The organism is Pseudomonas azerbaijanoccidentalis, assembly GCF_019145495.1.
Classification (GTDB): Bacteria; Pseudomonadota; Gammaproteobacteria; order Pseudomonadales; family Pseudomonadaceae; genus Aquipseudomonas; species Aquipseudomonas azerbaijanoccidentalis.
In genome coordinates this window covers 468,391-482,332 of sequence record NZ_JAHSTU010000002.1, presented here as the reverse complement: position 1 = coordinate 482,332, position 13,942 = coordinate 468,391, and the positions used below count along the sequence as shown (strand labels likewise).

Sequence of the window (13,942 nt, the reverse complement as noted above, 5' to 3'; positions counted from 1 at the left end):
CGCTAGCAGGCTAGCTCCCACAGTGGTCGGCGGTGTTCACAAAACACTGTGGGAGCGAGCCTGCTCGCGATAGCGGTAGTGGAGGCGCTACAGGAACATCAGAAAAGCACCTTCGCCACATCCGCAAAGCGCTTGGCGAAATGCACCGTGATCCCTTCCTTCAGATACTCCGGCAGTTCTTCAAAACTCCCCCGGTTGGCCTCTGGCAAAATCAGCTCGAAAATCTTCTGCCGCCGCGCCGCAATGACCTTTTCACGCACACCGCCAATGGGCAGCACATGCCCGGTCAACGTCAGTTCGCCGGTCATGGCCACGCCTTTCTTCGGCGGCTGGTTGCGCGCCAGCGAGAGCAGGGCACTGGCCATGGTCACGCCGGCGCTTGGGCCGTCTTTCGGGGTGGCGCCTTCCGGAACGTGCAGGTGCACGAAGGCTTCGTCGAAGAATTTCGGGTCACCGCCAAACGACTTCAGGTTGGAGCTGACGTAGCTGTAGGCGATCTCGGCCGACTCTTTCATCACATCCCCCAATTGCCCGGTGAGCTTGAAGCCGCGGTTGAGGGTGTGAATTCGCGTCGCTTCGATCGGCAGGGTCGCGCCGCCCATGCTGGTCCAGGCCAGCCCGGTGATCACGCCGGTCCCCGACAGCACTTGCTCGTTGCGGAACACCGGTTTTCCGAGTGAGGTTTCGAGGTCTTTCGGGCCGAGTTTGATCGTGGCCTTCGGTTCTTCGAGCAGCTTCATCACCGCTTTGCGCACCAGTTTGCCGAGGTTTTTCTCCAGCTGACGCACGCCGGCTTCGCGGGCATAACCGTCGATCAATGCTTTGAGCGCGTTGTCGCTGATGGTCAGGCTGCCTTTCGATACGCCGGCCTTCTCAAGTTGCTTCGGCCACAGGTGACGCTTGGCGATGGCGACTTTTTCTTCGGTGATGTAACCCGACAGGCGAATCACTTCCATCCGGTCCAGCAGCGGGCCGGGAATCGAATCCAGGGTGTTGGCGGTGCAGACGAACAGGACTTTCGACAGGTCCATCCGCAAGTCGAGGTAGTGGTCGAGGAACTCGACGTTCTGCTCCGGATCGAGGGTTTCCAGCAGCGCCGAGGCCGGGTCGCCCTGGTAGCTTTGGCCCATTTTGTCGATTTCGTCGAGCATGATCACCGGGTTCATCACTTCGACGTCTTTCAACGCCTGCACCAGTTTGCCCGGTTGCGCGCCGATGTAAGTGCGGCGATGGCCCTTGATTTCGGCTTCGTCGCGCATGCCGCCGAGGCTGAAGCGGTAGAACGGCCGGCCCAGGGATTCAGCGATGGATTTGCCGACACTGGTTTTACCCACGCCCGGCGGCCCGACCAGCAGCACGATAGAACCGCTGATCTCGCCTTTATAGGCACCGACGGCGAGGAATTCGAGAATGCGGTCCTTGATGTCGTCCAGACCGGCGTGGTGTTTGTCCAAGATCTTGCGCGCGTGCTTGAGGTCGAGTTTGTCCTCGCCGTACACGCCCCACGGCACCGAGGTCGCCCAGTCGATGTAGTTGCGGGTGACGGCATATTCTGGCGAGCCGGTTTCGAGGATCGACAGCTTGTTCATTTCTTCTTCGAGGCGTTTCTGCACCTGCGTTGGCAGGACTTTGCCCACCAGCCGTTGCTCAAACTGTTCGAGGTCGGCACTGCGGTCGTCCTTGGTCAGCCCCAGCTCTTGCTGGATGACCTTGAGTTGTTCCTTGAGGAAAAACTCGCGCTGGTGCTCGCCGATCTTGCGGTTCACTTCGGCGGAGATTTCTTTTTGCAGGCGCGCGACTTCAACTTCCTTGCGCAGCATCGGCAGGACTTTTTCCATGCGCTTGAGCATCGGCACGCAGTCGAGCACTTCCTGCAACTCGCTGCCGGTAGCCGAGGTGAGGGCGGCGGCGAAGTCGGTCAGCGGCGATGGATCGTTGGGGCTGAAGCGGTTGAGGTAGTTCTTCAATTCTTCGCTGTACAGCGGATTGAGCGGTAACAGTTCCTTGATCGCATTGATCAGCGCCATGCCGTAGGCCTTGACCTCGTCGGTCGGCTCGGTGGGCTGGTGCGGGTATTCGACTTCCACCAGGTACGGCGGGCGATGGTGCTTGAGCCAGGTTTTAAGGCGGACGCGGGTCAGGCCTTGGGCGACGAATTGCAGTTTGCCGTTTTCGCGGCTGGCGTGATGCACCTTGACCAGCGTGCCGTATAGCGGCAACGCGGACGTGTCGAAATGGCGCGGGTCTTCCTGGGGCGTGTCCATGTAGAACAGGGCCAGGGAGTGGTGATCGGACTTGGCGACCAGGTCGAGGGTCTCGGCCCACGGCTCCTCATTGACGATCACCGGCAGCACTTGCGCCGGGAAAAATGGTCGGTTATGGATCGGGATGATGTAGACCTTGTCCGGCAAGTTCTGGCCAGGCAAGGCCAGGCCTTTACCGGTGGAGTGGTGTGGGGCGTTGTCCGGATCGGCGTATTCGCTCGCGTCTTCGGGGAATTCCTGCTGGTCGCTCATAGGGGCACCTGCGCAATGGGTATGGGTCTTAGATGGGGCAGGTTGGCGGTGGTTTCAATGATGCTTTGGGGTTAATGGGCAATTCGAAGGTATGTTCAGCAGGGATTCAGGTTAGCTGGATTGTGGAAGCGGTAAGAATGATCTCCGAGACGGAGGCACTGCATGAACTCATCGAATGAGGCGTAGGCCGTCGGCACACCTATCAGTTCTGCTAGTTGTCCACATCGATATTTGGGTCGATGATGAACACCTCATTTCGATAAAGTGGTGTCATGTCGATCAAAACCTCATTGTGCTATGACGCGCTCGATCGGCTTGTAGAGACCACGTTGCTTGGCGAAGCGCCGTTGCGGGATTTTTATAGCCAAGATCAGCTCAGCACTGTCGTGCAGGGATCTCTAGGTTTCAGCATATTTCGCAGCGCGAATTATTTGCATGCTCAGATGCGTTTGGAGGCAAGTCGCAGGTCGACTACCTTACTCGTGACAGATGTTAACCGTTCAGTGTTAAACGAAGTGCACGACGCACAGCATGTGCCGTTTGGGTATATGCCCTATGGGTATCGACATCCTGTAGTAGGCATGAACGGTCTGTTGGCCTTCAATGGTGAGCGACTGAACGCCATGGGACACTATCTGCTTGGCAATGGTCGCCGTGCCTTCAACCCGATGCTTATGTGCTTTAACAGTCCTGACCAGCTCAGCCCATTTGGCCGGGGAGGCGTTAATGCCTTTGCTTATTGCAAGGGTGATCCTATTAATTTCAATGACCCGTCAGGGCAATTTTTTCAGTCGATTTTAAGTGCGCTGAAAATTGCCCAAAATGTCTTGAGGGTCGGTTGGAAAACTTATGCAGTGTTCGTTCGACCTGCACAGGGAGGACTGTATGGGGTCGGGGTCCTGGCATCTCGTGCCGGCTATGTAACAACGGCAGCGGGGTGGGGGCTACAAGCCAGTGGTTACTCGGTAGGAACGACAGTTTCGAATGTCGGTGCTGGCCTTATCGGCACCGGTAAGTCTCTAAAAGTAGCCCACAAACTGATTACTTCCGTTAAGGGCGGGAAGTTGTCCAACTCATTCAAACTTAGAGTTCGCCAACTTCGGGGGCAGGCTCCGTCAGTTGATCCGGAAGCAGGGAACATACGGAGCGTGTAGTCGCTCTACGAAATGCATATACATTTAAGCCAAAAAAGGCGACGCCTGTGAGGGCGTCGCCTTTGTTTTACTGCCGTTACGACTTACTCGGACAGTTTGTACGCAATCACATAGTCACCCTGCTTGGTGCCCAGCGAGCCGTGGCCGCCGGCAACGACCAGCACGTATTGCTTGCCGTCCTTGCCGGTGTAGGTCATCGGCGTGGTTTGCGCGCCGGCCGGCAGGCGGCCTTCCCACAGCTGCTTGCCGTTTTTCACGTCATAGGCGCGCAGGTACTGGTCGAGGGTGCCACTGAGGAAACCGACGCCACTGGCGGTAGTGAAGGTGCCGCCCAGGCTAGGCACGCCCATGCTCAGCGGGATCGGAACCGGCGAGCTGTCGCGCACGGTGCCGTTCTTGTGTTTCCACAGGACCTGGTGGGTGGTCAGATCGACCGCTGCCACATAGCCCCATGCCGGTGCCTGGCACGGCAGGCCCATCGGCGACAGCAGTGCTTCGAGGACGACGCCGTAAGGCGCGCCTTTGTTCGGCTGCACGCCTTCGGTTTCGCTTTTGCGCGGGCCTTGGGCGGCGATTTCAGCGGCCGGGATCATTTTCGATTTGAACGCCATGTAGCTCGGGTTCACGAAAGCGATCTGACGCACCGGGTCAACCGAGATACCGCCCCAGTCGAACACACCGAAGTTGCCCGGATAAACGATCGAACCCTGCAGCGATGGCGGCGTGAACGGGCCGTCGTAGCGCATGGATTTGAAGTCGATCCGGCAGATCAGTTGGTCGAACGGGGTAACGCCCCACATGTCGCGCTCTTGCAGCGGCGGCGGCATCAGGTTGAGGTCGGATTTCGGTTGGGTCGGCGAAGTGTGGTCGCCTTCCACCGCGCCTTGCGGCACTGGCACTTCATTGATCGGCACGATGGCCTGGCCGGTGCTGCGGTCCAGCACGTAGATGCTGCCTTGCTTGGTCGATGCCAATACTGCTTGCTTGACGCCGTCGGCGGTTTTCAGGTCCATCAGGGTTGGCTGGCCACCGACGTCCATGTCCCACAGGTCATGGTGAGTGAACTGGAAGTGCCAGCGCACTTTACCGGTACCGATGTCGAGGGCAGTCAGGCCGGCGGCGTGCAGTTCCGATTCAGGCGTGCGTGCGCCGCCGAACTGGTCCGGGGTCTGGTTGCCCATCGGCAGGTAAAGCATGCCGAGTTTTTCATCGACGGCGAACATGGACCACATGTTCGGCGAGTTGCGGGTGTAGACCTTGCCTTCGGCAATCGGCGTGGTGTCGTCCGGGTTGCCGCTGTCCCAGTTCCACACCAGCTTGCCGGTGTGCACGTCGAACGCGCGGATCACGCCGCTTGGCTCGTCGGTGGAAACGTTGTCGGTGACGTGACCGCCAATCACCACCAGGTCCTTGGTGACCGCTGGAGGCGAGGTGGAGTAGTAACCGCCGGCGGTGAAGCCACCGATGTTGGCGCGCAGGTCGACCTGGCCTTTATCGCCGAAGTCTTCACACATCTTGCCGGTGTCGGCGTTCAGCGCGATCAGACGGGTGTCGGCGGTCGGCAGGAAAATCCGGCGCGGGCAGACACTGGCCACCGGAGCGCTGGCGCTGCCGGTCGGGCTCTGTTCGGTGGCGTACACCGCGTCATCGTGATAGGTCACGCCACGGCAGGTCATGTGCGCCCAACCCTTGAAGTTCGCCGCGTTCTGCGTGGAGAGCTTCGGATCGAAACGCCAGATTTCCTTGCCGGTGTCCGGGTCCAGTGCAATCACCTGGCTGTGCGGCGTGCACACGTAGAGCATGCCGTTGACTTTCAGCGGGGTGTTTTCGGCAGTGGTTTCGCCCGGATCATTCGGCCCAGGCAGGTCGCCGGTGCGATAGCTCCAAGCCTCAACCAGCTTGTGCGCATTCTGCGGGGTGATCTGCGTCAGTGGCGAGTAACGGTCGCCGTGGGCGCTGCGTCCGTAGGAGTTCCAGTCACCGTCCGGCATGGCCGGTGCGGTGTTGGTCATGCCATCGACGCTGTCGCGATCCAGTTGGCCCTTGATTTCACCCGGGTTGGTGAACTGGCTGGCCAGCGCCGTAACACCCGCGAGCACCACGGCCACGCCGAGCGCGCCAGTGCCCATCGGGGCTGCGCCATCGCGCAGCAACGGACGGCGGAACCACGGCAGCAACATGACGATGCCCAGTGCAAACAACATCGCCAGACGCGGCACCAGTTGCCACCAGTCGAGGCCGACTTCCCACAATGCCCACACGGTGCTGGCGAACAGCACCAAGGCGTACAGGCCCAGAGCAGCGCGGCGTGCCATCAACAGCAGGATGCCGGTCAGCGCAAGGCCGATGCCGGCCAGCAGGTAATACAGCGAGCCGCCGAGCATGCTCAGCTTGATCCCCCCGGCCAGCATGGCCAGGCCCATTAGCAGAAGCAGAATGCCGAGCAGGCTCGGCAGCAGACGGCTTCGACTCAAAGCACCATCAGTGCTCATAGTGTGGTTCTCCGTGACGTTTCAAGTAGTCCCGCGCATGTTCACTGTAGATGACGATCGTGTGCGGGCAGGGTTCAGATAAAAACAGTTCGGTGAAAATCCTTGTAGTAGCCAGCAAGCCGGCTCCTACGAGATTTGTGCGTTAGAAAGAGGACTGGATCTTGATCCCGCCGATCAGTGCGTCATCGACCTCGTTCACGCCACCGGGGTGGCGGATGTATTGCAGGTTCGGGCGCACGGTCAGCCAATTCGCGACGTGCACGCCGTAATAGAGTTCGGCGCTGTATTCGGTGTCCTGCGGTGGCAGGTAGGACGGATCGTCGTAGTCGAACACGGCGTGAGCCTGATTGCTCGCTTCGGCATTCTTGCGATAGGCCGGGTTGACGTGCACGCGAGCCATGGCAAAGCCGATGTCGTCCTTGGCGCGGGCGTCGAACAGGCCTTTGTAGACGACGCCAGCCTGCACGTAGTTGTCGATGGCGTTGGTTTTCTTGTCGTGCATCGTGCCGTTGGCGAACACGCTCAGCCCGCGGGAATGGTCGCTGGCGATGCTGGTGATTTGCTGCTGAATGCCGAGCCACACGCCGTGTTTGCTCGATGCGCTGCGGTAGGCCTCGCCACTCAGGGCGGCGGGCTGGCCGTTGCTGTCTTTGTACGCATCGGTGGCGTTGGCGTTGCTGTAGTAGTAACCGGCGCGGTATTCGCCGGGCAGGCCGTTGAGCTTGGGCGACCACACCAGCTCCACCGGCAGTATTGCACCCTGGGTGCCGCTGCCGCTGAGTTTGAAGCCGTTGTCGCGATCAAGGTTCGACGGGTTTTGCTCGTACACGCCGACCTGCGCGTACAGCTCCGGCGTCAGGTGATATTTAACCCGCATTGCCCACTGGCTGACCGGCCAGTTGTACCAGATACCGCCGACCCAGTTGCCGACCTGAGAACCGCAGAACGCCAGGTTCTGGAAGTCGCAGGGGAAGCTGTTGAAGTCTTCGCCTTCGCCGAAACGGCCGACCTTGATGTCGAGCTTTTGGTCGAAGAATTTCTGCTGATACCACATCTGCGTCAGGCGCCATGTCTGGCCACGGCCCCAGACTTCCTGGGCCGAGGTGAAGCCGCCGACGCGAGGATCGTTGATGCGGTCGTTGCTGATGTTGTTGCCGCTGCGTTCAGTGATGGTCAGCTGAAATTCGGCGTCATTCCAGCCGAGGATCTTCTGCAAGTCCAGATGGCTGCCCAGCGCAAACTGATCGCTGTAGCGCGCGGTGCGATCGTGGTCGTAACCGCCATGCAGGTTGCTGCCCATTTCACCGGTGTAATCGACTTTGAAGTCGTAGCCTTTTTCCGCGAGTTCTGTACGAGTGCCGTTCCAGTCGCCGAGCATCCACGGTGAATCGCTATCGAAAGCCGGGGCGGCCTGGGTGCAAGTGGCAAGGCCCAGCGCGGTGAAACCAGCAAGGACTTTCAGGGCTTTTCGGCTGGCGATCGGCAGGGAGACAGCGCTGTCTTGCAAGAATGGGAAATCAGGCATAGAAGGAAATTCTTGATCTTTTTCTGGGGATGAACGGAAACAGCAGAGGTGATGCGGCTGAGCAGAAGCGTTTCAGCTAGAACGGGCGCAAGGATAATGTTCTGTTACAAATAGAGAAAGGGCTTTTACTGACAAGCATCTTTTCGTATTTGGTAACAGTCCACGAAATGTCGCAGCCTGCGATCTTTTCCGTTTCACCTACATTTAACGTAAGGTGCGCGGCTTCCTCATTCCAACATCGCGAAAGGCCCGGCATGACCGAACAGAACAACGACCCGCTGCACGGCGTCACCCTGGAGCAAATCCTCAATGCTCTGGTCGAGCACTACGAATGGTCGGGGCTGGCCGAGCGCATTGATATCCGCTGCTTCAAGAGTGATCCGAGCATCAAGTCCAGCCTGACGTTCCTGCGTAAAACGCCATGGGCGCGGGAGAAGGTCGAGCGCTTGTATGTGAAGTTGATGCGCACCAAGCGACCGCTCTGAATGGCAACGGATGTTGGTTTGCGGCGGCGTCTGATCTGCCTGGCAGCGGTGCTTGGCTGGACCGCCTTGAGCATCCAGATGTACCTGGTTCTTTACTTTCGCTGGAGTAGCGGCGGCAGCCTGTTGGGCGGGCTGATGAGTTTCTTCAGCTACTTCACCGTGCTGACCAATATGCTGGTCGTCGTGGTGTTGACCTGCGCTGCGACCCACCGCGAGTCGGCTGCGCGGCGCTGGTTTTTGCAGCCGTGGGTGACTAGCGGTATTACGGTGAGCATTGTGTTGGTCAGCCTGGCTTACAGCTTGTTGTTGCGACGGATGTTTCATCCGGAAGGCTGGCAGGTGGTTGCCGATGAACTGTTGCACGATGTGATGCCGCTGCTGTTTCTGGTGTACTGGTGGTTCTGCGTCCCCAAGGGCACGCTGCGCTTCAAGCATTTGTCGCTGTGGCTGATTTATCCGTGTATCTACTTCGCCTATGCACTTCTGCGTGGGCACTTGCTGAGCGCTTATCCCTATTGGTTCCTGAACGTGAACATGCTGGGGTATGCGCAAGTGTTCATCAATGCGGCGGGTGTGTTGGTGGGGTTTGTGGTGATTGGATTAGTGGTGATCGGGTTAGATCGTTGGCGCGCGAGGTGCCAGTGAACACAGTTTGAGTTTTGTAGCAGCTGGCGCAGCCAGCGTTTGGCGGCGCAGCCGTCGTGAAATCAGGCACTGAGGTGTGTCAGGTCGATCTTGCAAGCAGGGTTTACGACGGCTGCGCCGCCGAACGCAGGCTGCGCCAGCTGCTACGAAGGCTGCAGGTTATTCCTCTTCTGTGTCTCCCAGCTTCCAATAGCCCGCGGCTTTGACGAATTGATCGTCCAGCCCATGCTCATCGAGCAACACCCGGCGGATTTGCCGTGACACCTTGCTCTCGGTCGCCACCCACGCGTACAGGCTGCCGTCCGGCACCTTGATCTGGCGCACGGTGTTCAGCAAATGATCCTTGCCACCTTCACGCAAAACCCAGATCACATTGACCTCGGCCGCGCTGTGCAGCACTTGCTGTTCCTTGCCGTTTTCCACTTCCACAATCACCAGTGCACGGCGATTGGCAGCCAGGCCTTCGAGGCGTCGGGCGATGGCGGGCAGGGCGGTTTCGTCGCCGATCAGCAGATAGCTGTCGAAGATGTCCGGCACGATCATCGAACCCCGCGGCCCGCCGATGTGCAGGAACTGCCCGGGTTTGGCCTGCTCGGCCCACGTCGAGGCTGGGCCATCGCCGTGCAGGACAAAATCGATGTCCAGTTCCAGGGTTTCCAGGTCATAGCGACGCGGGGTGTAGTCACGCATGGCCGGCTTCGGGCCGTCGTCCTTGCCTGCGCCCAGTACCAGGTTATCCAGTGCAGCCGCTTGCTCGGCATTTTGCGGGAACAGCAGTTTGACGTGGTCGTCCGTACCGAGGCTGACGAAGCCCGCCAGCTCCGGCCCACCGAGGGTGATCCGACGCATGCGCGGGGTCAGGTCGACGACGCGCAGGACCTCAAGGCGACGGCGTTTGATCTCGTGCATGACGCGGTGAATGGTTTGGGTGTTCACTTCAGTCATTCGCTTTCTCCTGGGCAGCCGCAACGGCTGGGCCGTCGACAATGGCTTTGGCAGTGTTGTTGAGCAGGGTGGCCACGCGCTGGATTTCTTCCGGGCTCCAACGGCCATGGTGCAGTTGCAGGGCATGACGCAAGTTATGCACCGCTTCGTGAATTTCTGCCGGGCGATCATGGCCGCGCAGCGAGCGCTTGCTGACGTCGATGCGCACTCGCACACCTTCCAGCGCGACGGCTTGTTCAGCGAGGGAGTGGCGCCCGGCGTCGGTCACGCTGTAGCGTTTTTTGCCGCCTTCGGCATCGCCCAGAATCATCTCGCTCTCTTCGAGGAACGTCAGGGTGGGATAGATAACCCCGGGGCTGGGGCTGTACGCGCCGTCGAACATGCCTTCGATCTGGCGAATCAAGTCGTAGCCGTGGCAGGGCTGTTCAGCGATCAACGCCAGCAGCAACAGTTTCAGATCGCCTGGGGCGAATACCCGCGGTCCGCGGCCACCCCGTTCACGGCCGGGGCGTTTTTCGAAGCCGTCGCGACCGTCGCCGTGTTCGCGGTGGGGGGAATGATGGTCTCTCATTGTCTCTTTCTCTCGTCGTGTTTAGATACAACTTAAGATATATCTTGCGTGTCGTGCAAGCGAGGGCGACCAACGGTCCGAGTTCAGGTACCCAAAAATCCCGAGCCCTATCGTCGGCATGAATGCGGCTTTAACTTTTAAATAAATTACTCTTTGTAGTTTTGGTTTTTAGGATTTCCGAAAACATCTTGTAGGATCTTTGTGTTTATCAATTAATCGTTACAGTTCGGTTTGCATTAACTACAGGCTCCTAAGAAACTTCCTACATACTTTTCTTGTTTATTGCTAGAACATCAGCGCCGTTAAAAGTCGGGTCAAATAATAAGTCGCAAATTTTATATCTGTGTGGATAGAAGGTTTGTGGGCTCTGCCGGATTTTTAATTGCCTGTAATTTTCTTAGAGAAAAGGTCTAAAAATATGTTCAAGAAAATCGCCATTGCTGTGCCTGTAGCCCTGTTGGCAATCAGTTCATCTTTCGTGTCTGCCGGCGAAGAGTCTCGCAGCTCCATCAATATCAGTGCGACTATTCCAAGTAACATTTTCCACGCTCAACCGAGGGATCCGAACTTCGGTAAAGACGAAAAAATGGCGTATCACCTGGTGGATGGCACGTTGAGTTCGCTGCGCGCAGTGTACGATGTGAAACACACTGGCGGTGCAGTGGGCGCCTATGTGGAGGGTGGCCCACAGCCTCTGTTCAATGGCTCTGATTCGATTGCCCTGACCTATACGTTCAACGGCGTAACCCTGACCGAAACTTCCAAGGAAGTTGTGAGTGCAGCCGTAGCTTTGCCTGGTACGCAGGCCGAACTGGTGATAGCCGCCGCCAAACCGACTGCCGGAAATCACGGACAATATACTGCAACGCCGGTAGTTGTTTTTGATGCGATGCCGTAAGTCACTCGCTGAATTGTTTTGAACTAAAAACGGCACTTGTTTTTTGCTGTTGTCGATCGATGAGCCGTTTTTTTCTCGTCGATCGAGTTTTTATCTTTTTATATTCAGAGTAATTCTTTCATGTTCCCGATGACCCCCATCGCGGCAGCGCTCGCCTGTGTTTTGTGCGCAAGCGCCTTTGCAGCGCCAGCGGACAACGATCATACCCCTCGAAATTTGCTGGCCCAGGCCAAGGGGTTGCCGGCCGAATTCGAAGAGCATTTCTTTGATGTGCCGTTGGCCGTGCGCGTGGAACTTGATCAACAGTTTATCGGTGAGGCGATGGTGGTGTTAAGCCGCGATGATCGCGTCACCCTTTTGGACTTTACTGACGTCGGCGACAGCCGCATAAAACCCGATCAGAGAGACCTCTGGTCGAGTTATCTGAAGCAGGGCATTTTACTGGGCAGCTGTCAGGAACAATGCCCGGAACAATTGCTGGCCGTGCATTACAGCCTCGAAAATTCCCTGGTCTCGATCCTCACGGAGAAAGCCGAACACGACGACCAGGTTCAGCGTTATCACGAACTGCCCGACGGCGGTAGCAGTGGTCTTATCGTGCGTAATCAAGTGAACCTCAATGGCGGGCAAGATCAGGATCTTGGCGGGCGATACGGCTTGGAAGCCAGCAGTAGCCTGGGCAACTGGACCCAGATGGCCAACGTACAATTATCCCGCACGGGTGGTGTAGACGACACGCTTTACCACGCCGTTCACGGTCTTTACACCCAGCGTGAACTGCAGGGCAGCTTTTTGCGCCTCGGTTACTTCACTGCCGCTTCCGAAGGCCTGATCCGCCAACCTCGATCATTCGGCGCCGGCCCCGATACAGCATTGGGCGTCATGTATGGCAGCTCCGACAGTCTGGTCATCAACAATCCTAAACCAGCAATTTACCCCATTTACGTCACGGCCAATCGCCAGGGATCGGTGGAGATCTACCGCAACGGTTTGCTGATCAACTCACAAGCTGTGCCCGCCGGCTTGCAGACGCTTGATACCCGACCTCTGCCTGGCGGTATCTATGAAGTGGAAGTGCGCCTGATTGAAGACGGCAAAATCACCTCCAGCACCCAAGAGCTGATCTACAAACCGAGCAACTGGCGCCATCACGACGAACGCTGGCGCTACAACGTGTTTGCCGGGCGTGAGTCAAAACTGCTGAGCAATTGGGAAGAGCAGGACAACGGCGATATGACGGCCGGCGCCGCGTTCAACTACCTGTTGCACCCTCGAGTGATCCTTGGCATGAGTGCTCGACAGGTGCGCGATACCTTGCAATATGGCTCTTCGGTCGACTGGACTGTCCTCGATAAGGCCAGTGTGTTTGCCAACGTCTATCAGACCGAAAACTACGGTACCGGCCTTGATGTGCAAGGTGTGTACTCCTATGGAAAGGGCAGCGTGGTAGCCAGTCATAACCGCAGCTGGCTCGACACCACGCGCCTTTACGACACGCTCCCCGACGGCACGCATGTGCGTCAGCGCAATGTGTTTGTTGGCCAGACCAGTCAGTCCTCGCTGTCACTCAACCATCGATTCACCCAAAAAAACTCAATGAGCGCCCGGGTTTCACATAGCCAGGGCAATACCCAAGGCACCGGCATCGATCTGGGGTGGACCCAGCGCACCGAGTTGTTTGGCAGCGACGCCAACTGGCGCCTGTCCCTGTTTGATCGGCCGGGCAGTTTCAGTTCCGGCGAGCACCGCAATCGTGGCGTCGATTTGAGCCTCAACATCGCACTCGGCGGGCCGGGAGAACAACTGTCCGGCAGCCTCGGTTCGCGCACAGACAGGCAGGGTGGTCGCGATAACAATGCCTCGCTGACTTATCGCAAGGTGCTTCAGGAGCATGTGCTGCAAAGCGTTTCGGCCACGGCTACCACAGATACCTACGGGCTGGGACTGTCAGCCATGGCGACGGCGCAGTCCGACCTGGTCAATGGCGACGGTTTCATTCAGCGTTCTTCATTCAACAACAACTTGAGCGGCGCGCTCAATCTGGACAGCACCGTCGCTGTCGGCGCACGAAAAATGGTCATGACCAGTCAGCACCACCGCGATGGTGCCGGGATGATCATCGATGTCGAATCAGACATCGATGGCATTGCCCTGCGGGCCGACGATTTGAGCGGCGGCAGCGCGGTGCTGCGACTGGGGCGCAATTTCGTGCCGATCACCGCCTATAAAAGCGGCTCGGTCAGCTTCGACTTCGAGGGCAACCACGTGCCGGCCGCGAGCATTCAGCCGGCCCGCTCCAACTATCACCTGAACAAGGGCGGCGTGGATTACCGCAAAGTGACCGTCAGCAAAACCGTCACCGTGCTCGGACGCTTGGTCGACCCTCAGGGCAAGCCGCTCAAGGGGCATCACATCATTAACCACGCCAGTCGAGGCATCAGTGAAGCCGACGGTTTCTTCTCGATGGAAATGAATGCCGGCTCGCCAACCCTGGAAGTTCGCTCCGGCAATCAGTTGCTCTGCCAGTTCCGTCTCGATCCGGACAACTCACGTCGCGAAAACGATGTGCTGATGATTGGGAGTTTGCGTTGTACGCCGGATACGTTGGCGGATGCCGCTGGCAATCCCGAGACGGCGGGTTAAGTGGCCCTCAAGGCTCTAGAGGAAGTTTTGTGTCTATCAATATGAATGCGGTGTATGCCATAAAAAAA

Annotated in this window: 10 protein-coding genes; 5 read left to right on the top strand and 5 right to left on the bottom strand. The window is 58.2% G+C overall.

The annotated features are described in order from the left end of the window. Positions 1–98 precede the first annotated feature (98 nt). On the bottom strand, positions 99–2,516 hold the full coding sequence (lon, locus tag KVG88_RS08730) for an endopeptidase La (protein ID WP_225933909.1): 2,418 nt from the start codon (positions 2,514–2,516) through the stop codon (positions 99–101). 272 nt (positions 2,517–2,788) lie between these two features. Between lon and KVG88_RS08725 the strand changes: the two genes are divergently transcribed. Continuing rightward, a complete protein-coding gene (locus KVG88_RS08725) occupies positions 2,789–3,670 on the top strand; it encodes an RHS repeat-associated core domain-containing protein (protein ID WP_217871105.1) in 882 nt (293 codons plus the stop codon). A gap of 83 nt (positions 3,671–3,753) precedes the next feature. On the opposite strand, the gene KVG88_RS08720 is transcribed toward KVG88_RS08725, so the two are convergent. Together KVG88_RS08720 and KVG88_RS08715 are read right to left on the bottom strand one after the other, a co-directional pair. Continuing rightward, on the bottom strand, positions 3,754–6,162 hold the full coding sequence (locus KVG88_RS08720) for a glucose/quinate/shikimate family membrane-bound PQQ-dependent dehydrogenase (RefSeq protein WP_150701985.1): 2,409 nt from the start codon (positions 6,160–6,162) through the stop codon (positions 3,754–3,756). Positions 6,163–6,304: 142 nt separating this feature from the next. Then, complete coding sequence (locus KVG88_RS08715; protein WP_217871104.1) at positions 6,305–7,687, bottom strand: carbohydrate porin; 1,383 nt, start codon at positions 7,685–7,687, stop codon at positions 6,305–6,307. Positions 7,688–7,941: 254 nt separating this feature from the next. Between KVG88_RS08715 and KVG88_RS08710 the strand changes: the two genes are divergently transcribed. Both KVG88_RS08710 and KVG88_RS08705 read left to right on the top strand, forming a co-directional pair. Continuing rightward, entirely contained in the window at positions 7,942–8,172 is a 231-nt protein-coding gene (locus KVG88_RS08710; protein WP_056855216.1) for a VF530 family protein, read from the top strand. Then, positions 8,173–8,817 (top strand): Pr6Pr family membrane protein, encoded by a 645-nt coding sequence (locus tag KVG88_RS08705; RefSeq protein WP_217871103.1) that lies wholly within the window; start codon positions 8,173–8,175, stop codon positions 8,815–8,817. It abuts the gene before it with no gap. 159 nt (positions 8,818–8,976) lie between these two features. On the opposite strand, the gene KVG88_RS08700 is transcribed toward KVG88_RS08705, so the two are convergent. Further along, positions 8,977–9,762, bottom strand: coding sequence for a siderophore-interacting protein (locus KVG88_RS08700; RefSeq protein WP_217871102.1), 786 nt, complete (start codon positions 9,760–9,762; stop codon positions 8,977–8,979). Continuing rightward, positions 9,755–10,333 (bottom strand): PadR family transcriptional regulator, encoded by a 579-nt coding sequence (locus KVG88_RS08695; protein WP_217871101.1) that lies wholly within the window; start codon positions 10,331–10,333, stop codon positions 9,755–9,757. Before KVG88_RS08695 ends, KVG88_RS08700 begins: the two co-directional genes overlap by 8 nt. A 418-nt stretch (positions 10,334–10,751) precedes the next feature. Between KVG88_RS08695 and KVG88_RS08690 the strand changes: the two genes are divergently transcribed. After that, positions 10,752–11,231 (top strand): CS1 type fimbrial major subunit, encoded by a 480-nt coding sequence (locus tag KVG88_RS08690; protein WP_217871100.1) that lies wholly within the window; start codon positions 10,752–10,754, stop codon positions 11,229–11,231. Positions 11,232–11,351: 120 nt separating this feature from the next. Then, complete coding sequence (locus KVG88_RS08685) at positions 11,352–13,874, top strand: CS1-pili formation C-terminal domain-containing protein (RefSeq protein WP_217871099.1); 2,523 nt, start codon at positions 11,352–11,354, stop codon at positions 13,872–13,874. Positions 13,875–13,942 lie beyond the last annotated feature (68 nt).

Excerpts from the sequence above, each read along its gene's own strand:
- lon (WP_225933909.1), bottom strand. The coding sequence starts at position 2,516 with ATGAGCGACCAGCAGGAATTCCCCGAAGACGCGAGCGAATACGCCGAT.
- KVG88_RS08725 (WP_217871105.1), top strand. The coding sequence starts at position 2,789 with ATGTCGATCAAAACCTCATTGTGCTATGACGCGCTCGATCGGCTTGTA.
- KVG88_RS08720 (WP_150701985.1), bottom strand. The coding sequence starts at position 6,162 with ATGAGCACTGATGGTGCTTTGAGTCGAAGCCGTCTGCTGCCGAGCCTG.
- KVG88_RS08715 (WP_217871104.1), bottom strand. The coding sequence starts at position 7,687 with ATGCCTGATTTCCCATTCTTGCAAGACAGCGCTGTCTCCCTGCCGATC.
- KVG88_RS08710 (WP_056855216.1), top strand. The coding sequence starts at position 7,942 with ATGACCGAACAGAACAACGACCCGCTGCACGGCGTCACCCTGGAGCAA.
- KVG88_RS08705 (WP_217871103.1), top strand. The coding sequence starts at position 8,173 with ATGGCAACGGATGTTGGTTTGCGGCGGCGTCTGATCTGCCTGGCAGCG.
- KVG88_RS08700 (WP_217871102.1), bottom strand. The coding sequence starts at position 9,762 with ATGACTGAAGTGAACACCCAAACCATTCACCGCGTCATGCACGAGATC.
- KVG88_RS08695 (WP_217871101.1), bottom strand. The coding sequence starts at position 10,333 with ATGAGAGACCATCATTCCCCCCACCGCGAACACGGCGACGGTCGCGAC.
- KVG88_RS08690 (WP_217871100.1), top strand. The coding sequence starts at position 10,752 with ATGTTCAAGAAAATCGCCATTGCTGTGCCTGTAGCCCTGTTGGCAATC.
- KVG88_RS08685 (WP_217871099.1), top strand. The coding sequence starts at position 11,352 with ATGTTCCCGATGACCCCCATCGCGGCAGCGCTCGCCTGTGTTTTGTGC.